Origin of the sequence: Cellulomonas sp. APG4 (assembly GCF_009996735.1) — a bacterium.
Classification (GTDB): Bacteria; Actinomycetota; Actinomycetes; order Actinomycetales; family Cellulomonadaceae; genus Actinotalea.
Genome location: NZ_JAACYI010000023.1, coordinates 1 through 20982, shown reverse-complemented (window position 1 = coordinate 20982; position 20982 = coordinate 1). Strand labels below are relative to the sequence as shown.

At 73.1% G+C, this 20982-nt stretch carries 18 protein-coding genes and 1 pseudogene; 16 read left to right on the top strand and 3 right to left on the bottom strand.

Annotated features, from left to right (window positions below; translation table 11 throughout):
* Positions 1-82: 82 nt before the first annotated feature.
* From GXB85_RS14850 to GXB85_RS18955, 7 genes are all read left to right on the top strand, one after another.
* Positions 83-1543: a gamma-aminobutyraldehyde dehydrogenase gene (locus GXB85_RS14850; RefSeq protein WP_370524268.1), complete on the top strand. Its 1461-nt coding sequence runs from the start codon at positions 83-85 to the stop codon at positions 1541-1543.
* Between the two features lie 186 nt (positions 1544-1729).
* Entirely contained in the window at positions 1730-2962 is a 1233-nt protein-coding gene (locus tag GXB85_RS14845; protein WP_370524267.1) for a spermidine/putrescine ABC transporter substrate-binding protein, read from the top strand.
* Positions 2962-4113, top strand: coding sequence for an ABC transporter ATP-binding protein (locus GXB85_RS14840; RefSeq protein WP_161918441.1), 1152 nt, complete (start codon positions 2962-2964; stop codon positions 4111-4113). The genes GXB85_RS14845 and GXB85_RS14840 overlap by 1 nt, the downstream gene beginning before the upstream one ends.
* A 2-nt stretch (positions 4114-4115) precedes the next feature.
* Positions 4116-5030, top strand: coding sequence for an ABC transporter permease (locus tag GXB85_RS14835; RefSeq protein ID WP_370524272.1), 915 nt, complete (start codon positions 4116-4118; stop codon positions 5028-5030).
* 80 nt (positions 5031-5110) lie between these two features.
* Positions 5111-5887, top strand: coding sequence for an ABC transporter permease (locus GXB85_RS14830; RefSeq protein ID WP_161918478.1), 777 nt, complete (start codon positions 5111-5113; stop codon positions 5885-5887).
* 32 nt (positions 5888-5919) lie between these two features.
* On the top strand, positions 5920-7230 hold the full coding sequence (locus GXB85_RS14825) for a saccharopine dehydrogenase C-terminal domain-containing protein (protein WP_161918439.1): 1311 nt from the start codon (positions 5920-5922) through the stop codon (positions 7228-7230).
* Positions 7227-8351 (top strand): GGDEF domain-containing protein, encoded by a 1125-nt coding sequence (locus GXB85_RS18955; protein ID WP_161918438.1) that lies wholly within the window; start codon positions 7227-7229, stop codon positions 8349-8351. The genes GXB85_RS14825 and GXB85_RS18955 overlap by 4 nt, the downstream gene beginning before the upstream one ends.
* On the opposite strand, the gene gabT is transcribed toward GXB85_RS18955, so the two are convergent.
* On the bottom strand, positions 8338-9702 hold the full coding sequence (gene gabT / locus GXB85_RS14815) for a 4-aminobutyrate--2-oxoglutarate transaminase (RefSeq protein ID WP_161918437.1): 1365 nt from the start codon (positions 9700-9702) through the stop codon (positions 8338-8340). The two genes, GXB85_RS18955 and gabT, sit on opposite strands and share 14 nt — an antisense overlap.
* A 193-nt stretch (positions 9703-9895) precedes the next feature.
* Here gabT and GXB85_RS14810 point away from each other — a divergent pair, with 193 nt between their 5' ends.
* The 4 genes from GXB85_RS14810 to GXB85_RS14795 all read left to right on the top strand — a co-directional run bounded on the left by GXB85_RS14810 (position 9896) and on the right by GXB85_RS14795 (position 14484).
* Entirely contained in the window at positions 9896-11212 is a 1317-nt protein-coding gene (locus tag GXB85_RS14810) for an RIP metalloprotease (RefSeq protein WP_161918436.1), read from the top strand.
* Positions 11213-11288: 76 nt separating this feature from the next.
* Entirely contained in the window at positions 11289-12419 is a 1131-nt protein-coding gene (gene ispG, locus GXB85_RS14805) for a flavodoxin-dependent (E)-4-hydroxy-3-methylbut-2-enyl-diphosphate synthase (RefSeq protein WP_202628032.1), read from the top strand.
* A gap of 52 nt (positions 12420-12471) precedes the next feature.
* Positions 12472-13344 carry a DUF4081 domain-containing GNAT family N-acetyltransferase gene (locus GXB85_RS14800; protein ID WP_161918434.1) on the top strand — a complete coding sequence of 291 codons (873 nt, stop codon included), beginning with the start codon at positions 12472-12474 and terminating at the stop codon, positions 13342-13344.
* Positions 13345-13530: 186 nt separating this feature from the next.
* On the top strand, positions 13531-14484 hold the full coding sequence (locus GXB85_RS14795) for a type IV toxin-antitoxin system AbiEi family antitoxin domain-containing protein (RefSeq protein WP_161918433.1): 954 nt from the start codon (positions 13531-13533) through the stop codon (positions 14482-14484).
* A gap of 96 nt (positions 14485-14580) precedes the next feature.
* Here GXB85_RS14795 and GXB85_RS14790 read toward each other — a convergent pair whose 3' ends face one another.
* Positions 14581-15444: a DNA-formamidopyrimidine glycosylase family protein gene (locus tag GXB85_RS14790; RefSeq protein WP_161918432.1), complete on the bottom strand. Its 864-nt coding sequence runs from the start codon at positions 15442-15444 to the stop codon at positions 14581-14583.
* An 88-nt stretch (positions 15445-15532) separates the two neighbouring features.
* On the opposite strand from GXB85_RS14790, the gene GXB85_RS14785 reads away from it, so the two are divergent.
* On the top strand, positions 15533-17323 hold the full coding sequence (locus tag GXB85_RS14785; protein ID WP_161918431.1) for a proline--tRNA ligase: 1791 nt from the start codon (positions 15533-15535) through the stop codon (positions 17321-17323).
* Between the two features lie 65 nt (positions 17324-17388).
* On the opposite strand, the gene GXB85_RS14780 is transcribed toward GXB85_RS14785, so the two are convergent.
* Entirely contained in the window at positions 17389-18414 is a 1026-nt protein-coding gene (locus GXB85_RS14780; RefSeq protein ID WP_161918430.1) for a DUF4439 domain-containing protein, read from the bottom strand.
* Positions 18415-18528: 114 nt separating this feature from the next.
* On the opposite strand from GXB85_RS14780, the gene rimP reads away from it, so the two are divergent.
* The 4 genes and pseudogenes from rimP to GXB85_RS18950 form a co-directional block, all read left to right on the top strand.
* Positions 18529-19029 carry a ribosome maturation factor RimP gene (gene rimP, locus GXB85_RS14775; RefSeq protein ID WP_161918429.1) on the top strand — a complete coding sequence of 167 codons (501 nt, stop codon included), beginning with the start codon at positions 18529-18531 and terminating at the stop codon, positions 19027-19029.
* The gene (gene nusA, locus GXB85_RS14770; RefSeq protein WP_161918428.1) at positions 19029-20120 is read left to right on the top strand and encodes a transcription termination factor NusA; all 1092 of its coding nucleotides are present in this window, start codon (positions 19029-19031) and stop codon (positions 20118-20120) included. Before rimP ends, nusA begins: the two co-directional genes overlap by 1 nt.
* A complete protein-coding gene (locus GXB85_RS14765; RefSeq protein ID WP_161918427.1) occupies positions 20117-20563 on the top strand; it encodes a DUF448 domain-containing protein in 447 nt (148 codons plus the stop codon). Before nusA ends, GXB85_RS14765 begins: the two co-directional genes overlap by 4 nt.
* Before the next feature lie 56 nt (positions 20564-20619).
* Positions 20620-20925 (top strand): annotated as a pseudogene (locus tag GXB85_RS18950) (translation initiation factor IF-2 N-terminal domain-containing protein); the annotation flags it as partial.
* Positions 20926-20982 lie beyond the last annotated feature (57 nt).

Below are 20982 nucleotides of genomic sequence, written 5' to 3'. Positions count from 1 at the left end.
TGATGATATCGACGTTGGTGCGCTAGCGTGCGAGGGACACCCGCGCGGCGGGCCGTCGCCCGCCCGAGCACCTGGAGGTCTCGTGCCCAGCTCATCCGCCACCGCCGCCCCGGACCCGGTCGAGCTCGCCAACGTGGTCGGCGGAGCGCGAACGCCGACCCAGGAGGGGCGGACCACGGCCGTCGTCGACCCGAGCACGGGCGAGGAGTACGCCCGCGCACCCCTGTCGACGCCCGCCGACGTCGACGCCGCGCTCCGCACGGCCGCCGGGGCGTTCGAGGGCTGGCGCGACGCGACGCCCGCGGACCGGCAGCTCGCTCTCCTGAGGCTCGCGGACGCGGTCGAGGCGAGGGCCGACGAGTTCGTCGCGGCCGAGTCGCGCAACACGGGCAAGCCCCTCACGCTGACCGCGACCGACGAGGTGCCGCCGTGCGTGGACCAGCTGCGCTTCTTCGCGGGGGCCGCGCGCGTGCTCGACGGGCTGAGCGCGGGTGAGTACATGGCCGGCCACACCTCGTGGGTGCGGCGTGAGCCGATCGGCGTCATCGGCCAGGTCACGCCCTGGAACTACCCGTTGATGATGGCGATCTGGAAGGTTGCGCCCGCGCTCGCCGCGGGCAACACGGTGGTCCTCAAGCCCTCCGACACCACGCCCGTCAGCACGCTCCTGCTCGCGGAGGTCGCGGCCGAGGTGCTGCCGGCGGGTGTGCTCAACGTCGTGTGCGGCGACCGCGACACCGGCCGCGCCCTCGTCGAGAACCCGATCCCGGCGATGGTCTCGATCACGGGGTCGGTGCGTGCGGGCACCGAGGTCGCGGGCTCCGCCGCGCGCGACCTCAAGCGGGTGCACCTCGAGCTGGGGGGCAAGGCGCCCGTCGTCGTCTTCCCCGACGCCGACGTCGCGGCGGCGGCCGAGGCGATCGCGGCCGCGGGCTACTACAACGCCGGTCAGGACTGCACCGCCGCGACCCGCGTCCTGGTCCACGCGGCCGTCCACGACGACTTCGTCGCGGCCCTCGCCGAGCAGGCGCGCGCGAACCGCACGGGACGGCCCGACGAGGCCGACGTCGCGTTCGGCCCGGTGAACAACGCGGCGCAGCTCGCGCGCGTCCAGGGCTTCCTCGAGCGGCTGCCCGGGCACGCCGACGTCGTCGCGGGCGGGACGCGCCAGGGGGACCGGGGCTTCTTCCACACGGCGACGGTGGTGGACGGGCTCCACCAGGACGACGAGGCCGTGCAGCAGGAGATCTTCGGGCCGGTGATCACGGTGCAGACGTTCACGGACGAGGCCGAGGCCCTGCGGATGGCGAACGGCGTGCAGTACGGCCTCGCGAGCTCGGTGTGGACGAGCGACCACTCGACGGCGATGCGGATGTCACGTGCGCTCGACTTCGGGTGCGTGTGGATCAACACCCACATCCCGTTCGTGGCCGAGATGCCGCACGGCGGCTTCAAGCACTCCGGGTACGGCAAGGACCTGTCGATGTACGGCTTCGAGGACTACACGAGGATCAAGCACGTCATGAGCGCGTTCGGGGCCTGAGGCCCGGACCGTCGGCGCGGGCCACCACCACCCCGCGCTCCGACGTGGTGCGCCCGGAAGCGTCGACATGCTGCCTTGTGGCGACGGTTTCGTTGCAGATCCGCATCATCGGCGATGGAATCCCTTGTCACGGCTCGTCGGTGCCTGCGACGATCACGCCACAGCGACGCACCCCCAGGAGGCACCGTGACCCGCAGCCGTCCTCGCCGTCCCGCCCCCGTCGATCCTGCGGTGCGCGCGCTCGTCGCCGCCCAGCGCGGCGTCTCACGTCGCTCGGTGCTCGCCGGTGGGCTCGGGGCCGCGGGCGTCGGTGCCCTGCTCGCGGCCTGCGGCACCGGCGGGACACCCGGGTCGAGCGGCACGTCCGGCCCGGTCACGGACAGGTCCGAGACCGAGAAGGTCGTGCGGTGGGCGAACTGGACGCTGTACCTCGACTACGACGAGGCGACCCAGAGCTACCCGACCCTCGAGCGGTTCTCCGCCGAGACGGGGATCGAGGCCACCTACGCGGAGGACATCGAGGACAACGACGCGTACTTCGGCAAGGTCCAGGGGCAGCTCGCCAACGGTCAGGACATCGGCCAGGACCTCGTGACGCTGACGGACTGGATGGCGGGCCGCATGGTGCGCCTCGGCTACACGCAGGAGCTGGACAAGGCGAACATCCCCAACGCCGACAACCTCCTCGCGAGCCTGCAGGACGTCTCGTTCGACCCCGGGCGAGCGCACACCATGACCTGGCAGTCGGGCTTCGGTGGGCTCGCGTGGAACACCCAGGCGGTCCCGGGCGGGCTGCGCACGGTCTCCGACCTGTGGGCGCCTGAGCTCCGGGGGAGGGTCGAGGTGCTGTCCGAGATGCGCGACACCGTGGGGCTGATCATGCTCGACCAGGGCGTCGACGTCGCGGGCGAGTGGGGCGACGACGAGTTCTTCGCCGCGCTCGAGGTGCTCGAGGCCCAGATCTCCTCGGGGCAGATCCGCCAGGTCAAGGGCAACTCCTACGCCGAGGACCTGGTCTCGGGCGACGCCCTCGCGGTCATCGGTTGGTCGGGCGACATCACGGTGCTCAACTTCGAGAACGAGCCCATGTGGGAGTTCGTGCTGCCCGAGGCCGGCGGCACGCTCTGGAGCGACAACCTCATGATCCCGGTGGGCAGCCCGCACAAGGCCAACGCCGAGGCGCTGATCAACTTCTACTACGACCCCGAGGTCGCGGCCGAGGTCGCGGCGTACGTCAACTACATCTGCCCGGTCGACGGCGCCCAGGAGGCCATGGCCGCGTTCGATCCCGAGCTCGTCGACAACGAGCTGATCTTCCCGAGCGACGCCACGCTCGAGCGGGCGCACGTCTTCCGCGCGCTCACGCCCGAGGAGGAGACGCGCTACAACGACGAGTTCCAGGCGGTGATCGGGAACTGATGGACGGCGCGTCGTCCGGTACGGGTCTCTCCCTCGAGCGCGTCACCAAGGAGTTCGGCGCCTTCGTCGCGGTCGACGACCTGAGCCTGCACGTGCCCGCGGGTTCGTTCTTCGCCCTGCTGGGCCCCTCGGGATGCGGCAAGACGACGACCCTGCGCATGGTCGCGGGGCTCGAGCGCCCCACCCGTGGGCGTGTGCGGCTGGGTGACGAGGACGTGACCGACCGTCGTCCACACCGCAGGCCGGTGAACACGGTCTTCCAGTCCTACGCGCTGTTCCCCCACCTGAGCGTGCTCGAGAACGTCGCCTTCGGTCTGCGCCGGCGGCGCGTGGCCGAGCCCCTCACGCGCGCCCACGAGGCCCTCGCGCTCGTCGAGATGGACCACCTCGCGGACCGCCGTCCGGCCCTGCTGTCCGGTGGCCAGCAGCAGCGCGTGGCCCTCGCGCGCGCACTCGTCAACAACCCCGCGGTCCTGCTGCTCGACGAACCGCTGGGTGCGCTGGACCTCAAGCTGCGCCGCCAGATGCAGGTCGAGCTCAAGCGGATCCAGACCGAGGTCGGCCTGACGTTCGTGCACGTGACGCACGACCAGGAGGAGGCCATGACCATGGCCGACACGGTCGCCGTCATGAACGCCGGCCGGATCGAGCAGATGGGTTCTCCCGCCGACCTCTACGAGCTGCCCCGCACGGCGTTCGTCGCGAACTTCCTCGGGCAGTCGAACCTGCTGCGCGGGACGGTGGTCGAGGGCCCGTCCGTCGGGCCGGGCTCCGTCCTCGCCGTCGACGTGGGCACGGGGCGGCGCGTGCTGGTGCCCACCGAGCGGGCGGTACGCACCGAGGGTGAGGTGCTCGTCGGCGTGCGGCCCGAGAAGCTCCACCTGGTGACCCGTGACGAGGAGGTGCCCTGGGACGTGAACGTCGTCGGGCCCGGGCGTGTGACCGACGTGGCGTTCAGCGGCGTGAGCACGCAGTACCAGGTCGCCGTGCCCGGTCTGGGCACGCTCGGGGTGTTCGTGCAGAACATCTCGGGCGGAGGTGAGGTGCGTGTGGGCGACGAGGTGCACCTCGCGTGCGCCGTGCGGCACGCGTTCGGCCTCGACGGCGCCGAGGACGTCGCGTCGGGGGTCGCCGAGGACGGCGCCGCGTGAGCATCGTCACCGCGATCGGGCACGGGCCCGGCAACGCCAGGGCGGCGACGAGCCCGGCCCGTGCCGCGCGCGGGCCCGCGTACCTGCTGCTCGCCCCGGGCATCGCCTACCTCGGCGTCTTCTTCGTCATCCCCGTGGTCGCGCTCCTCGTGACGTCGCTCTACGTCCCCGTCCCGGGCGGCGACGTCGGCCAGTTCCAGCCGGCCTTCGAGTGGCAGAACTACGTGACCGTGCTCAGCACCTACTGGCCGCACCTGGTCCGCTCGTTCGGCTACGCGCTGGTCGCGACCCTCGCCGCGCTGCTCATCGGGTACCCCGTCGCGTACGCCATCGCCGTCCGGGCCCGCGGTCGCCCGTTCGTGCAGGCGATGCTGCTCGTGCTCGTGATCGCACCGTTCTTCACGAGCTTCATCCTGCGCACGATCGCGTGGAAGCAGATCCTCGCCGACGAGTCGTTCGTCGTCGCGGCCCTGCGGGCCGTCCAGCTGCTCCCGCCCGACGGTCGCCTCACGGCGACGGCGTTCGCGGTCGTGGCGGGTCTGACCTACAACTTCCTGCCGTTCATGACGCTGCCCATCTACGCGAGCCTCGAACGCCTCGACCCCCGCTTGGTCGAGGCGGGCGGAGACCTCTACGCGAGCGGCCCGACGACGTTCTGGCGGGTCACCCTGCCGTTGTCGATGCCCGGCGTCGTCTCGGGGACGCTGCTGACGTTCATCCCCGCCTCGGGCGACTTCGTGAACTCGGTGCTGCTGGGCAACAACGGGACCACGATGATCGGCCAGGTCATCGACTCACGCTTCTTCAAGGTGAGCGACTACCCGGGCGCCGCCGCGCTGTCGGTCGTCCTCATGGTCGCGATCCTGCTGCTCGTCACGTCGTACATCCGGCGTGCCGGTACGGAGGACCTGCTGTGAGCGGCACGACGGCGGCTGCGGTCACCGCAGGGGTCACGGCTCGCCCCGACCCTCCTGCCGCGCGCGCCGCACGGTGGCGGATCGGCGAGGCCGTCGTGCCGATCATCGCGACCCTCGCGTTCGCCTACCTGCTCGTGCCGATCGTCTACACCGTCGCCTTCTCGTTCAACGACTCCGTGCGGACGAACCTCGTCTGGCGCGGCTTCACGCTCGAGGCGTGGCGCAACCCGTGCGGGGCGCCCCAGGTGTGTCGCGCACTCGTCAACTCCCTCCAGGTGGGGCTCATCGCGACGGCCGTCGCGACCGTGCTCGGCACGCTCATCGCGATCGCGCTCGTCCGGTACCGGTTCCGGGGGCGTGCTCTCGCGAACCTCCTGGTCTTCCTGCCGATGTCGACGCCCGAGGTCGTGCTGGGCGCCGCGCTGCTCGCGCAGTTCCTCAGCCTGCGGGTCAACCCGGGCTTCGGCACCGTCGTGCTCGCCCACGTGATGTTCTGCATCAGCTTCGTGGTGGTCACGGTCAAGGCGCGGGTCGCGACCCTCGATCCGCGCCTCGAGGAGGCTGCGGCCGACCTCTACGCCTCGCCGGTGCAGGCCTTCTGGCGGGTGACGTTCCCGCTGCTGCTGCCCGGCATCGCGGCGGCGGCGCTGCTCGCCTTCTCGCTCAGCTTCGACGACTTCATCATCACGAACTTCAACTCGGGCAGCTTCACGACCTTCCCGAAGTTCGTGTACGTCTCGGCCACCCGAGGCATCCCGCCGCAGGCGAACGTGATCGGCTCGGCGATGTTCGTCCTGGCGCTGCTCCTCGTCGTCGCCGTGCAGCTGGTGACGGTGAGCCGGCGCCGCCGCCGCTGACCGCGAGGTCGGCTCCCCCCCCAGGAGGACCTGTGCGTGTTCTCGTCGTCGGAAGCGGGGGCGTCGGTGACGCCGTCGCCCGCATCGCCGCCCGTCGTGACTTCTTCGAGCTCATGGTCGTGGCCGACCACGACGCGGCCCGTGCCGAGCGCACCGTCGCGACGGTGGCCGGGGTCCCGGGTGGCGATCGCTTCGTCGCGGCCCGGGTCGACGCCTCACGCGCGGGCGAGGTGACGGCACTCGCGCGTCGCCACGGCATCACCCACGTGCTCAACGCGGTCGACCCGCGCTTCGTCATGCCCGTCCTCGAGGGCGCCTTCGCTGCCGGTGCCGACTACCTGGACATGGCGATGTCCCTCTCGCGACCGCACCCCACGGACCCGTACGCGCTCCCCGGTGTCAAGCTCGGGGACGAGCAGTTCGCGGTCTCGGAGCGCTGGGCCGACGCGGGGCGGCTCGCGCTGGTCGGGATGGGGGTCGAGCCCGGGCTCTCGGACGTCTTCGCGCGCTACGCGGCCGACCACCTCTTCCGCAGCATCGACGAGCTCGGTGTCCGGGACGGAGCCAACCTCGTCGTCCTCGGCGACGACGGCGAGCCCGTCTTCGCCCCGTCCTTCTCGATCTGGACGACGATCGAGGAGTGCCTCAACCCTCCCGTGATCTGGGAGCGCGACCGGCGTGACGCGAGCGGCGGCACCGGGCCCGAGGGCGGCTGGTACACGGTGCCGCCCTTCCACGAGCCCGAGGTGTTCGACTTCCCGGGCGGGATCGGACCGGTCGAGTGCGTGCACGTGGAGCACGAGGAGGTCCTCCTGATGCCGCGGTGGATCGACGCGCGACGGGTCACCTTCAAGTACGGCCTCGGCGAGGAGTTCATCGCCGTCCTGCGCACGCTGCACCGGCTCGGCCTCGACCGTACGGACCCGGTCACGGTGCGCGGCGCCGACGCGGACGGGCCCGCGAGGGTCCGGGTGAGCCCGCGCGACGTCGTGGCGGCCTGCCTCCCGGACCCGGCCTCCCTCGGCGAGCGCATGAGCGGGAGCACGTGCGCGGGCGTCCTCGTCACCGGAACGGGTCTCGACGGACGGCCGCGCGAGGTCTACCTTCACCACGTCGTCGACAACGCCTGGTCCATGCGCGAGTACGGGGCCCAGTGCGTCGTCTGGCAGACGGCGGTCAACCCCGTCGTCGCCCTCGAGCTGCTCGCCCGGGGGACCTGGTCCGGCGCAGGGGTGCAAGGTCCGGAGGCGTTCGACGCCGTCCCCTTCCTCGATCTGCTCAGGGCACCCGAACCTGCGGGCTACGGCTCGCCCTGGGCAGTGGAGGAGCGAGAACCGTCGTGAACCGAGACGCCGATCGGGTCGTGGACCCCGCGCTCGACGGGATGTTCCGTGCCGACATCCCCGCGTTGCTGCGCAGGGTCGTGGCGATCGCCATCGCGATCGGTTGCCCGACGATGCTCGTCCTCACGTTCGTCCTCGGCCCCGACGACCCGCTCGTGCTGTGGGGGTACCCCCCGATCGTGGGGTACCTCGTGGTCTACGCGTGGGTGCTCGTGCGCCGGCCGCAGCAGGCGCTCGCGTTCAGCCGCACGACCCTCGTGGTGTTCGAGACCGCCTGGATCGTGTGGGGCTGGTCGAGGCTCGCGGGTGCCGAGGACGTGCGCCAGACGTGGCACGGCCTGTTCCCCACGTACTTCCTGGGGCTCATCGTCTTCCTGATCGTCAGCGGGCTCGTGATGACCTCGCGCGGCGCGCTGGTGCACGCCGCCGTGGTCCTCACGGGCGTCCTCGTCACGGGGCTCGGGGCGCTGGTCGGCCGCCGCGACGTGGGTGACGTGGCCGTCGACGTCGTGCGGTACGTCGTGTTCCTCGTCGTGATCGTGCTGCTGCTGCAGGTGCTCGCGCAGGCCAAGGCGCGGCTGGCCGTCGCCGAGGAGGCGGCGCGGCGCGCGAGCGAGGAGGCGGGGCACATGCGGGACATCGCCTACCTCGACGCGCTCACGGGCCTGGCCAACCGCCGTCGCCTGCTCGAGGAGCTCGCGGAGCGCTCGCAGCAGGTGAGCCCGCAGAACCCCGTCGCGCTCGTCTACTTCGACCTCGACCACTTCAAGGAGGTCAACGACACCTACGGCCACGGGGTCGGCGACCAGGTGCTCTGCCTCGTGGCGCGGGCGGCCTCGCGCGTCGTGCGTCAGCACGACCTGGTCGCGCGCGTGGGTGGCGAGGAGTTCGTCGTGGTCGCGCCGGGCACGGACCGGGACCGCGCGGTCCAGCTCGCCGAGCGGCTGCGCGCCGTGCTCCCGCAGGAGGTCGGCGAGGCGCTCGGGCTGCAGATCACCGGGAGCTTCGGCGTCGTGCTGCTCGAGCCCGCCGAGCCGCCGCTGGCCGCCCTGGACCGGGTGGACGCCCTGATGTACGACGCCAAGACCTCGGGTCGCGACCGCGTGATCAGCCCGGGGTGACGTCCTCGACGAGGGCGGCCGCGAGCACGTCGAGGGCGTCGTCGAGCAGCTCGACGGAGATCACCAGCGGGGGTAGCAGCCGGAGCACGTTCCCGTAGGTCCCGCAGGTGAGCACGAGCACGCCGCGCCGCGAGCACTCCTGGGCGACGCGCCGCGCGGCAGCCGGGTCGGGCTCGAGGGTCCCGGGCCGGACGAGCTCGACGGCCTGCATCGCACCGCGACCGCGCACCTGCGCGACGGCGGGTGTGCGCGCGGCGACGTCCGTGAGACGGTCGTGGACCAGCGCTCCGATGCGTCGGGCGGCCGCCACGAGATCGAGGTCGCGGTAGGTCCGCAGCGTGGCGAGCGCGGCCGCGCACGCCACGGGGTTGCCGCCGTAGGTGCCGCCGAGGCCGCCCACGTGCACCGCGTCCATGAGCTCGGCGCGCCCGGTCACGGCGCCGAGGGGGAGGCCACCGGCGATGCCCTTCGCAGTCGCGACGAGGTCCGGAACCACCCCCTCGTCGTCGCACGCGAACCAGTCGCCGGTGCGTGCGAAGCCCGTCTGGACCTCGTCCGCGACGAGCAGCACCCCACGGTCACGGCACCACGTCGCGAGCGCGGGCAGGAACCCCGCAGCGGGCACCACGAAGCCGCCCTCGCCGAGGATCGGCTCGACGACCACGCAGGCCACCTGGTCGGCGCCCACCTGCGCGTCGATCATCGCGGTCGCGCGGGCGGCGGCCTGCGCCCCGGTCAGGCCGGCCGGGTCGCGCAGCGGGTACGACGCCGGGACGCGGTAGACCTCGCCCGCGAACGGACCGAAGCCCGTCTTGTAGGGCATGGCCTTGGCCGTCATCGCCATCGTGAGGTTGGTGCGGCCGTGGTAGGCGTGGTCGAGCACGACGACGGCGTCGCGGCCGGTGGCGCGGCGTGCGACCTTGACGGCGTTCTCGACGGCCTCGGCCCCCGAGTTGACCAGGACGCTGCGCTTGTCGTGCCCGCCGGGTGTGAGCCGGGCGAGCTCTTCGCACACCTCGACGTACTCCTCGTACGGCGTGACCATGAAGCACGTGTGCGTGAAGCGCCCCGCCTGGGAGCGCACGGCGCGGACCACCTCGGGTGCCGCGTTGCCGACCGACGTGACCGCGATGCCCGAACCGAGGTCCACGAAGGCGTTCCCGTCGACGTCGAGCAGGATCCCGCCGCCCGCACGGTCCACGAAGACGGGCAGGGTCCCGGCCACCCCGGCCGCGACCGCCGCGGCGCGGCGGGTCGCGAGGGCGCGCGACCGCGGCCCCGGGACCTCGGTCACGAGATGACGTCGTTGGGGGACCGAGGCGCCGCCGTCGGCGACGGAAAGGGAAGCCATGGGGTGATCGTACGGACGGGATCCGCAGGAGCGACAGGCCCTGGCGTGCAGTTTCCGTCGTATGCTCGCCGCACGGGTCCGTCCGGCCCCGGAGGGCGACGCGTGGCCGTCCGCCGCGACCGCGCGCACCTGTGATGATGGGACGTCCCTGACCGCATCGGCGCCCCCGCGCCGATCTCCAGACAGGACCAGGATGGAGTTCCTCCTCGGGCTGCTCGTCGTCGTGATCGGGCTCCTCGTCTCGATCGCCCTGCACGAGATCGGGCACCTGGTGCCCGCCAAGCGCTTCGGCGTGCGCGTGAGCCGGTACATGGTCGGTTTCGGCCCCACGCTGTGGTCGACCACGCGGGGCGAGACCGAGTACGGCCTCAAGGCGATCCCGCTCGGGGGCTACGTGCGGCTCATCGGCATGCTGCCGCCGGCCGAGGCCGTCGGCGCCCGCCCCCGTGCGGGTCGGATGGCCGAGCTCGTCTCCGCGGCCCGGGACGCGAGCGCCGAGGAGATCCGTCCGGGCGAGGGGCACCGGGCGTTCTACCGCCTGAGCGCGCCACGCAAGGTGGTCGTGATGCTCGGCGGCCCGATGATGAACCTCGTCCTGGCGTTCGTCCTGCTCGCGATCTCGGTGCTCGGCTTCGGCCTCCCGGGCGGTGCGACGACCACGGTCGGCACGACGCTCGACTGCGTGCTGCCCGCGGGGGTCGAGCGTGACTGCCGTCCCGGTGACCCGGCGACGCCCGCGAGTGCCGCCGGGCTCGAGCCGGGGGACCGCCTGGTGTCCTACGGCGGCGTCGAGATCACCACCTGGGAGCAGTTCCAGGAGCAGGTGCGGACGGCCACGGCCGACGTCGTGCCGCTCGTGGTCGAGCGCGACGGTGCGGAGGTGACCCTCGAGGTCCGTCCCGTCGTGGTCGAGCGGCCGGTGTGGGACGAGGCCGGCGCGCCCGTGCTCGACGCCGACGGCGAGATGGTCACCGAGCCCTCGCGCTACATCGGCTTCAGCCCGACGACGGGCCTCGAGCCCGGGAGCCTCGCGGACGTGCCGCCCCTGCTCTGGCAGGCGACCTGGGAGACCGCGAAGATCGTCGTCGCGCTGCCGGTGCGACTGTGGGACGTCGTGCAGACCCTCGTGACCGGGGGCGAGCGCGACCCCTCGAGCGTCATGGGGATCGTCGGGGTGGGCCGCCTCGCGGGCGAGGTGACCTCGGCCGACGGTCCGCAGGCGACGCCGGCCGTCCGGGCGAGCACGCTGCTGTCGATCCTCGCGTCCCTGAACGTGGCGCTGTTCGTCTTCAACCTGATCCCGTTGCTCCCGCTCGACGGCGGACACGTGGCCGGCGCCCTCTGGGAGGGGGCGCGTCGACAGGTGGCCCGGTGGCGTGGTGCGCCCACGCCGCGCCCGGCGGACGTCGCGCGGCAGATGCCGTTCGCGTACGGCGTGTTCCTCGTGCTGATCGGCATGTTCGTGGTGCTGACCTGGGCAGACATCGTGGCACCCGTGACGTTCGGGTGAGCAGGACGTGCGCGCGGTCGGCGTCGGCGGTGAGATTGGGGATACTGGAGCGGTGAGCGTTCCCATCGACCTCGGGATGCCCGAGGCGCCCCCGCCCGTCCTCGCCCCGCGCCGACCGACGCGCAAGATCAAGGTCGGCTCCCTGTACGTGGGAGGTGACGCGCCCGTCTCTGTGCAGTCCATGACGACGACCAAGACGACCGACATCAACGCGACCCTCCAGCAGATCGCCGAGCTGACCGCCGCGGGCTGCGACATCGTCCGCGTCGCGTGCCCCACGGAGGAGGACGCCAACGCGCTGCCGATCATCGCGCGCAAGTCGCAGATCCCCGTGATCGCGGACATCCACTTCCAGCCCAAGTACGTGTTCGCCGCGATCGACGCGGGCTGCGCCGCGGTGCGCGTCAACCCGGGCAACATCCGCAAGTTCGACGACCAGGTGGGCGCTATCGCGAAGGCGGCGGCCGAGGCCGGGGTGTCGCTGCGCATCGGCGTGAACGCGGGTTCGCTCGACAAGCGCCTCCTCGAGAAGTACGGCAAGGCGACCCCCGAGGCTCTCGTCGAGTCCGCGGTGTGGGAGGCGTCGCTCTTCGAGGAGCACGACTTCCACGACTTCAAGATCTCGGTCAAGCACAACGACCCCGTGATCATGGTGCGGGCGTACGAGATGCTCTCGGAGCGGGGCGACTGGCCCCTGCACCTCGGTGTGACCGAGGCCGGCCCCGCGTTCCAGGGGACCATCAAGTCCGCCACGGCGTTCGGCGCGCTGCTGAGCCAGGGGATCGGCGACACCATCCGCGTGTCCCTCTCGGCCCCGCCGGTCGAGGAGGTCAAGGTCGGCATCCAGATCCTGCAGTCGCTCAACCTGCGCCCGCGCAAGCTCGAGATCGTCTCGTGCCCCTCGTGCGGTCGCGCGCAGGTCGACGTGTACTCGCTCGCCGAGCGCGTCACGGCAGGGCTCGAGGGCATGGAGGTCCCGCTCCGGGTCGCGGTGATGGGCTGCGTCGTCAACGGACCGGGCGAGGCCCGCGAGGCGGACCTGGGCGTGGCGTCGGGCAACGGCAAGGGGCAGATCTTCGTCAAGGGCCAGGTCATCAAGACCGTGCCCGAGGCGCAGATCGTGGAGACCCTCATCGAGGAGGCCATGCGCATCGCCGAGCAGATGGAACCCGCCGACGGCGGCGGTCCGGTGGTCCAGGTCGGCTGAGGCCCGGACGCGGCGCGGGCGCCGGGCGCGGGCCATGGTGCACAATCGGCCCATGGCACGCTGGCGCACCCTCGGCGCCGCACGGAAGGTCGTCACCGACGTCGATCTCGACGAGGCGGCTCGGGTCTGCGACCGTGACGCGGTGGGATCGGTGCTGGCCGCCGCGCGCATCGAGGCGTGGGTCGACGGTGGCACGCGCTCGGGTGGGTCGTCGGTCTGGGGCGTCCAGCGTGACGGTCGCCTCGACGCCGTCTGCTGGGCCGGGGCGAACCTCGTCCCGGTGGTGACGCGTGGCGACGAGGAGGCCCTCGACGCCTTCGCCGACGCGGCGTTGCGTCAGGGCCGGCGGTGCTCGTCGATCGTGGGCGACGCGTGGGCCGTCCTGGGGCTGTGGGAGCGCCTCGAGCCGCGGTGGGGGACCCCGCGCGAGATCCGTGCGGACCAGCCGTCCCTGGTCCTCGACCAGGCGCCCGCCGTCGAGCCCGACCCGTTGGTCCGGCGCAGCCGGCTCGACGAGCTCGACGTCCTCATGCCCGCGTGCGTGCAGATGTTCGTCGAGGAGGTCGGCTACTCGCCGCTGACCGGTAGCCCGGGTGCGTACGAGGCGCGCGTGCGGGCCCTCGTCGAGGCGGGACGCTCGTTCGTGCGGACGGATGCGGGCCGCACCGGTCCGGAGGTCGTGTTCAAGGCCGAGCTCGGTGCGGTGACCCGGGCCGTCGCGCAGGTCCAGGGCGTGTGGGTGCCGCCCGGACGTCGCGGGAGGGGCCTCGCCGCGCACGGCATGGCCGCCGTCGTGGCGCAGACCCTCGCAACCGTCGCGCCCGTGGTCTCGCTCTACGTGAACCACTACAACACGCGTGCGCTCGCGGCCTACCGCCGGGTCGGCTTCCGCCAGGTCGGCACCTACGCCACCATCCTCTTCTAGCCCCCCACCCACCCCCACGCCCCGACCAAACGTTCGAGTGCGAACGTCGACGCGTGTGGGCGATGTCAGGACCCGCCCAAGCGCGCACGGGTTCGCACCCGTCCACCGACCGGGTGCCGCGCGTCCTTCCCCAGGTGCGAGGGTCCTGCCGGCCCCCGATCGCCGTCGGGCCCGAACCTCGTCGGCATGGCGGTCCCTGGCAGGTTCGACGACGTCGTGGCCCTCGCCACGAGCAACGGCGGGTTCGTGCTGCGGGCGCACCTCGACGCGCTGGGCCTGAGCGGTCGTGAGATCGGGGCCCTCATGCGGGCACGGGTGCTCGCGCGGGTCCAGCACGGTGTCTACCGTCTGCCCGCGGCCGCCGAGGACGACGACGACCGCTTCCGTGCGGCGGTGCGCGCGCTCCGCAGGCTCGATCCCTCGCGCGTCGTGCTCGGCAGCGCGGCGGCGGCCGTGCACGGCCTGCCGCTCTACGCCCCGAGCATGGTGCACGTCGGGCTCGACCACCGAGGTGGCGCCTCACGACGCAGCGCCGTGCGCACGACGGCGATGCCGCCCGCGTCCCAGCTCCTCGACGTCGACGCCGTGCGTGTCGCGAACGCCGCCCGTGCGGCCCTGGACGCCGCTCGGCTCGACTCGCTCACCGCAGGCGTCATCATCGCCGAGGCCGCGATCACCCGGGGGATCGCCACGACGCAGGAGCTCGTCGACGTCGTGGCGACCATGCGGGGCCTCGGCGGGGTCGCGCGGGCGCGGGTGTGCGCGGAGCTGGCCGCCCCTGGTGCCGAGAGCCCGGGCGAGTCCCGCAGCGCCGTCGTCCTGCACGCGTTCGGCATCCCACGGGCCGAGCGCCAGGTGACGCTGCGGGACGCCGAGGGCGACGTGGGCCGCGTCGACTTCCTCTGGCCCGAGCACGGGGTCGTCGGGGAGTTCGACGGGCGGGTCAAGTACGGGCGCAGCAACCCGTCGGGTCGTGCACCGGAGGACGTGCTCTGGCGCGAGAAGCTCCGTGAGGACCGGCTGCGCGCGCTCGGGCTCGCCGTGGTCCGGTGGACCACCGACGACCTGCGGGTTCCGACGGCATGGATCTCGCGGCTGCGGGCCGCCCTCACGGGTGGGCGGCCCGTCGTCGGACGATGAACCTCGCGGATGCGAACCCCCGCGCACGTGGGCGGGCCCTGAACCTGCGCACCTGCACACAGGTGCGCACCCGAACGTTTGGGTGCCGGGAGGGGGTCAGCGGAGGAGGCGGGAGAGGCGGCGATCGGCGAGCGGGGTGCCGCCCGTCTGGCAGGTCGCGCAGTACTGCAGCGAGCGGTCGGCGAACGACACCTCGCGCACGACGTCGCCGCACACCGGGCACGCCTCGCCGGTACGGCCGTGCACCCGCATCCCGCGGCGCTTCGCGTCCTTGAGCTCGGCGGCCGGGCGCCCCGACGACGTCGCGAGCGCGTCCGTGAGGACCTCGCGCACGACGGCGTGCAGGCGCTCCAGCTGGTCGCGCGTGAGCGAGCGGCTCAGCGCGAACGGGCTCATGTGCGCCGCGTGCAGGATCTCGTCCGAGTAGGCGTTGCCGATGCCCGCGATCTGGCGCTGGTCCCGAAGCAGGCCCTTGACCTGCTGGTTCCGCGCCGCCGCGAGCTCGGCGAGCCGGTCGACCGTGAACTCCTCGCCGAGCGGGTCCACGCCGAGCGAGGACACCAGCTCGACCTGCGTCGGGTCGTCCACCACGTGGATGGCGAGACGCTTGCGGGTGCCCGCCTCCGTCAGGTCGAAGCCTGCGCCGTCGTCGAGCCGCAACCGCAGGGCGAGCGGCGACTTCCCGGGACGTACGGGCGTCGTCGGCAGCTGCTCGGACCACCGCAGCCACCCCGCCCGGGCGAGGTGCAGCACGAGGTGGGGGCCGTCCTCGGTCGCGAGGTCGAGCCACTTGCCGTGGCGCCGCACGTCGTGGACCACCTTCCCGACGAGCGCGTCCGGGGGCGGTGCGAAGGTCTTGAGGGCGCTGATCGCCCCGACCTGCACGGCGGCGACGGTGTGTCCGCCCGCGCGCTCGGTGAGGAAGCGGGCGAGGGACTCGACCTCGGGCAGCTCGGGCACCTGACCATCGTGGCCCAGCCGGGCCCGCGGTGGAAGCGGTGGCGCGTGCGCGGCGGGGACCGGGTCCCGGCACCACTAGGCTGCCGCCATGCTCCTGCGGATGTCGTCCCTGTTCGTGCGCACGCTCCGGGAGGACCCGGCGGACGCCGAGGTGCCCTCCCACCGGCTGCTGGTGCGTGCGGGCTACATCCGGCGGGCGGCGCCCGGCGTGTACACCTGGCTCCCGCTCGGGCTACGGGTGCTCGCGAAGGTCGAGCAGGTGGTGCGTGAGGAGATGGCCGCGATCGGCGCGCAGGAGGTGCACTTCCCGGCGCTGCTCCCCAAGGAACCCTACGAGGCGACGGGACGATGGGAGGAGTACGGGCCCAACCTCTTCCGCCTCAAGGACCGCAAGGAGGCCGACTACCTCCTCGCTCCCACCCACGAGGAGATGTTCACCCTCCTGGTCAAGGACCTGTACTCGTCGTACAAGGACCTGCCCCTCGCGCTCTACCAGATCCAGACCAAGTACCGCGACGAGGCCCGGCCCCGCGCCGGCCTGTTGCGCGGGCGCGAGTTCGTGATGAAGGACGCCTACTCGTTCGACGTCGACGACGCCGGCCTCGACGCGTCCTACGCCCTCCAGCGCGAGGCGTACCAGCGGATCTTCACGCGGCTCGGGCTCGAGTTCGTGGTGGTCGCGGCGACGTCGGGCGCGATGGGGGGCTCGCGCTCGGAGGAGTTCCTGATGCCGACGCCCATCGGCGAGGACACGTTCGTGCGGTCCGCGGGGGGCTACGCGGCGAACGTCGAGGCGGTCACGACGCCCGTCCCCGATCCGCTCCCGTACGAGGACGCGCCCGCCGCCCACGTCGAGGACACCCCGGACACGCCGACGATCGACTCGCTCGTCGCGCTCGCGAACGAGCGCTTCTCGCGCGTGGACCGGCCCTGGACCGCCGCGGACACGCTCAAGAACGTCGTCGTCGCGCTCGGCCACCCCGACGGCACGCGCGAGGTCGTCGTCGTCGGCGTCCCGGGGGACCGGGAGGTCGACCTCAAGCGCCTCGAGGCCGCCGTCGCGCCCGCGACCGTCGAGGCCGCGGGTGACGCCGACTTCGCGCGTCACCCCGAGCTCGTCAAGGGCTACATCGGTCCGGGCGTCCTCGGGCGCGAGAACACCGGGCGCGAGGACGCGGTGCGGTACCTGCTCGACCCGCGCGTCGTGCCCGGTACGCGGTGGATCACCGGCGCCGACGTCGAGGGGAGGCACGTGTTCGACCTGGTCGCCGGGCGCGACTTCGTCGCCGACGGGACGGTCGAGGCCGCGGAGGTGCGCGCGGGGGACCCCGCACCCGACGGATCGGGTCCTCTCGAGCTCGCCCGAGGCATCGAGATCGGCCACATCTTCGCCCTCGGCCGCAAGTACGCCGACGCCCTCGGCCTGCAGGTGCTCAACGAGAACGGCAAGGCCGTGACCGTGACGATGGGCTCGTACGGCGTGGGCATCTCGCGTGCGGTCGCGGCTCTCGCCGAGACCCATCACGACGACGCCGGCCTCGCGTGGCCCGCCCAGGTCGCGCCCGTGCACGTCCACGTGGTCGCGACGGGGAAGGACCCTGCGGTGTTCGAGGCGGCGCAGACCCTCGCGACCACCCTCGACGCCCGCGGCGTCGAGGTGCTCTACGACGACCGCCCCAAGGTCTCGCCCGGCGTCAAGTTCGCCGACGCCGACCTGCTCGGGGCGCCGGTGATCGTGATCGTCGGTCGCGGGCTCGCCGAGGGCGTCGTCGAGGTCCGTCGCCGCTCGGGGGTGCCGGGACAGCCCGACGCCGAGCAGGTGCCGGTCGCCGACGCGTCGCGCCACGTCGAGGAGCTCGTCCGAGGCCTGCTCGCCTGAGTCGCGTCCCGGGACCGGCGCCCCGACCTGCCCAGAGGGCGTCCAGGGGCGCCGATGCCCGGGCGTCAGTCCGTCGGCTCCTGCTCCGGCATGCCCGGGAACGCCGGCAGGAGCGCGCCCGCGGGCCACCCGGCCCGCGCGGCGTCGAGGAGCCCGTCCAGGAGCGGCGCGCGCTGCTCGGGGGCCGCGGTGTCGACGAGCGAGGCGTACGACGTCGCCAGGTCGCGCTCGAGCGCGGTGACCTCGCCCTCGAGCGCAGCCGGGTCCGTGGTCGACAGGAGGGACGCGGGAAGGTCGTAGGCGGCGCGCCGGGGGTCGAGTCCGGTACCCACGAGATCGGCGGCCTCGGCCCAGTGGAGCGCGCGCCCGCGGTGCGCCTCAGCGCGGCCGGCCGCGGGTGCCCGCGCGTCGACCGGGGTGCGGGCCGCGACGACCTCCCAGGCGAGCCCGAGCGCGTCCTCGGACTGCACGAGCGCCGTGACGGCCGACCCGGTGAGGCCGTCAGGGAGGTCCTCGGGCGGGGCGAACGGCTCGGGCGGATCGGCCGCGTCCTGTCCGCTCTCGCGACGCACGGCGTCGGCGAGCAGCAGGCGGCTCGCGGAGACGGAGCCCAGCAGGCGTGCCATCCCGGGGTCGTCCACCGCCGCCGCGTCGGCGCGCGCACTCGCGGCGGTCTCCTCGAGCGCCTGCACGAGTCGCTCCGGGCCGACGTCCTGAGCCGCCGCCGCCTCGTCGTCGGCGGGCGTCGCGGTGACGGCGGGGGAAGGCTCGGGTGGCTGCCACGTGTAGGGCCCGCCGAGGGCCTCGGCGTGCAGGGACGCGACCTCGGCGACGCGTGTGGCGCTCGGGACCGCGGGGTCGGCTGCGTGCTCGGCGAGGACCGCGAGCGTCAGGGCGTCAGCGGTGGCGCGCTGCCGGATCGTCTCGACCGCGTCGGGCTCGGGAGCGGTCGGCGGCGGGGTCTCGAGCCGCAGCCCGCACGCCGCCAGGCCCACCGTCGCGAGGGCCGCGAGCACCGCCGCACGCCCGCGACGGTGCGCGCGAGCGCGCCCGCGGGCGCGCTCGTCGGCGGCTGGGCTGGGGGAGGGCATCGCGACGATCCTGCCACGCCGTCGGTCCGCCGAGTCGTTAGGCTGGGCCGGACAAGTCCAGAGGGTCGTATCCACGTCGGGTGGCCCGCCACGACCCACGGGAGGCTGAACAGCATGGCCGCGAGCCAGGTGGAACGGGTACGCGAGGTGGTGCAGCCGGTCGTCGGCGCGAGCGGGTTGTACCTCGAGGACGTCGTCGTCGCCCCGGCGGGCCGCCGCACCGTGGTGCGCGTGGTCCTTGACCTCGACGAGGACGCCGTCGGCAGCCTCGACCTCGACACGGTGGGTGAGGTGTCGCGCGAGATCTCCGCGGCGATGGACGCCGCCGACCCGGTGCGCGGTGCCTACGTCCTCGAGGTCTCGACCCCGGGGACGGATCGACCGCTCACCGAGCCCCGGCACTTCCGGCGTGCACGCACCCGTCTCGTCACGCTCGAGCTGACCGACGGTTCGTCCGTCCGGGGCCGTCTCGCCGAGGCCGACGCGTCCGCGTACGTGCTCGTGACCGACGACGGCGAGGTCGAGATCGAGCCGTCGCGCGTCTCGCGTGGCAGGGTCGAGGTCGAGCTGCGCCGCGGCGACGAGACCGGGCTCGACGAGACCGAGGAGGCCTGATGGACATCGACATGACCGCCCTGCGGCTGGTCGAGCACGAGCGCGACCTCAGCCTCGACACCCTGGTCGAGGCGATCGAGCAGGCCCTGCTGTCCGCGTACCACCGCACACCGGGCGCCTACGCCGACGCGCGGGTCGAGGTCGACCGTCGCACCGGCCACGTGACCGTCTGGGCACGCGAGCCCGTGGCGGCTGCTGACGACGGTGACGCCGTCGTCGCACCGGAGCCCGGTCCGGAGTTCGACCACACCCCTGAGGGCTTCGGCCGTGTCGCGACCTCGACGGCGCGACAGGTCATCGTGCAGAGGTTGCGCGACGCCGAGGACGAGCAGGTGCTCGGGAGCTTCCGTGGCTCCGAGGGCGAGGTGCTCGCCGGGGTGATCCAGCAGGGCCGCGACCCGCGCACGGTGCTCGTCGCCGTCCGCGGCACGGAGGCCGTGCTCCCCGCGCACGAGCAGGTGCCGACCGAGCGGTACGTCCACGGCGAGCGTCTGCGCGCGTACGTGCTCGACGTGTCGCGCGGACCCAAGGGCCCGTCGATCACGCTCTCGCGCACGCACCCGGGCCTCGTGCGCAAGCTCTTCGCGCTCGAGGTGCCCGAGGTGGCCGACGGCTCGGTCGAGATCACGGCGATCGCGCGCGAGGCCGGCCACCGCACGAAGATCGCGGTCCGCACGTCGGTCGCGGGCCTCAACGCCAAGGGGGCCTGCATCGGTCCGATGGGCTCGCGCGTCAGGGCGGTGATGGCCGAGCTGCACGGCGAGAAGATCGACATCGTCGACCACAGCGACGACCCGGCCGAGCTGGTCGCCAACGCGTTGTCGCCTGCGCGCGTGACGTCGGTGACCGTCGTCGACGCCGAGCAGCGGGCCGCGCGTGTCGTCGTGCCGGACTACCAGCTGTCGCTCGCCATCGGCAAGGAGGGGCAGAACGCGCGTCTCGCCGCCAAGCTGACCGGGTGGCGGATCGACATCCGCCCCGACACGGAGGTCGCGGACGATGCGCCGGCGGGGTCGCCTGACGCCGACGCCGAGGCCGCCGACGAGGGCACGGGACCCGCCGACGACGGGGCCTCGGGTCACGGTTCGTGAGCCGGGGCGCTAGACTCTTCGAGGCTGGACCCCGGGTCCGGCTCCCTGAGCGTGTCGTGGACGGCCATGAGGTCGCCCCGGATGCGGCTGGGCCACAGGGTCCGGTGCGCACCTGCGTGGGGTGCCGAGCACGAGGCCAGCGATCCGTCCTGATCCGGGTGGTCGCGGTCGAGCGCGGCGAGGACTTCCTCGCGGTGGTCGACCGGGAACGCTCGCTCCCCGGTCGGGGTGCCTGGGTGCACGCCGACCTGAGATGTCTCGATCTCGCCGAGAGGCGTCGGGCGCTCCCGCGTGCACTGCGCAGGGGTCCGCTCGACACCGCGTCGCTGCGTGCGGCGCTCGAGCAGGAGGTCGCCGGCCGGTCCGGCGACGCACGTCCGTCGTCCGTCGAGAAGGAAAGCGGGTTGGAAGCCGATGGGCACCCGATGAGTACCCAGCGATGAGTACCCGGCACTAACGACGGTCCTCCCTGTCCGGGGCGGGCCGAGACAGGAGAGTTGTGGCAAAGGTCCGCGTCTACGAGCTCGCGAAGGAGCTCGGGGTCGAGAGCAAGGCCCTCATGGCCAAGCTCAACGAGATGGGTGAGTTCGTCCGGTCGGCTTCATCGACCATCGAGCCCCCGGTGGTGCGCAGGCTGCGTGACGCCTACCCGGCCGGCTCGGCCGGTCCCGCGCCCGCTGCGCCCGCGAAGAAGCCCGCGGCACGCAAGCCGGCGGCCCCCGCGCCCCGCCGCTGTGGTGGCCCGGGCCGCCCGTGCGCCGGCCGCGCTCGGGTTGGGTGCCCCCGAGGGGGGGCACCCGCCGCTCGCTCGCGATCTTGAGGATCTCGCGCACGCGCTCGTCGGCGTCGATCCGGTGCGCGA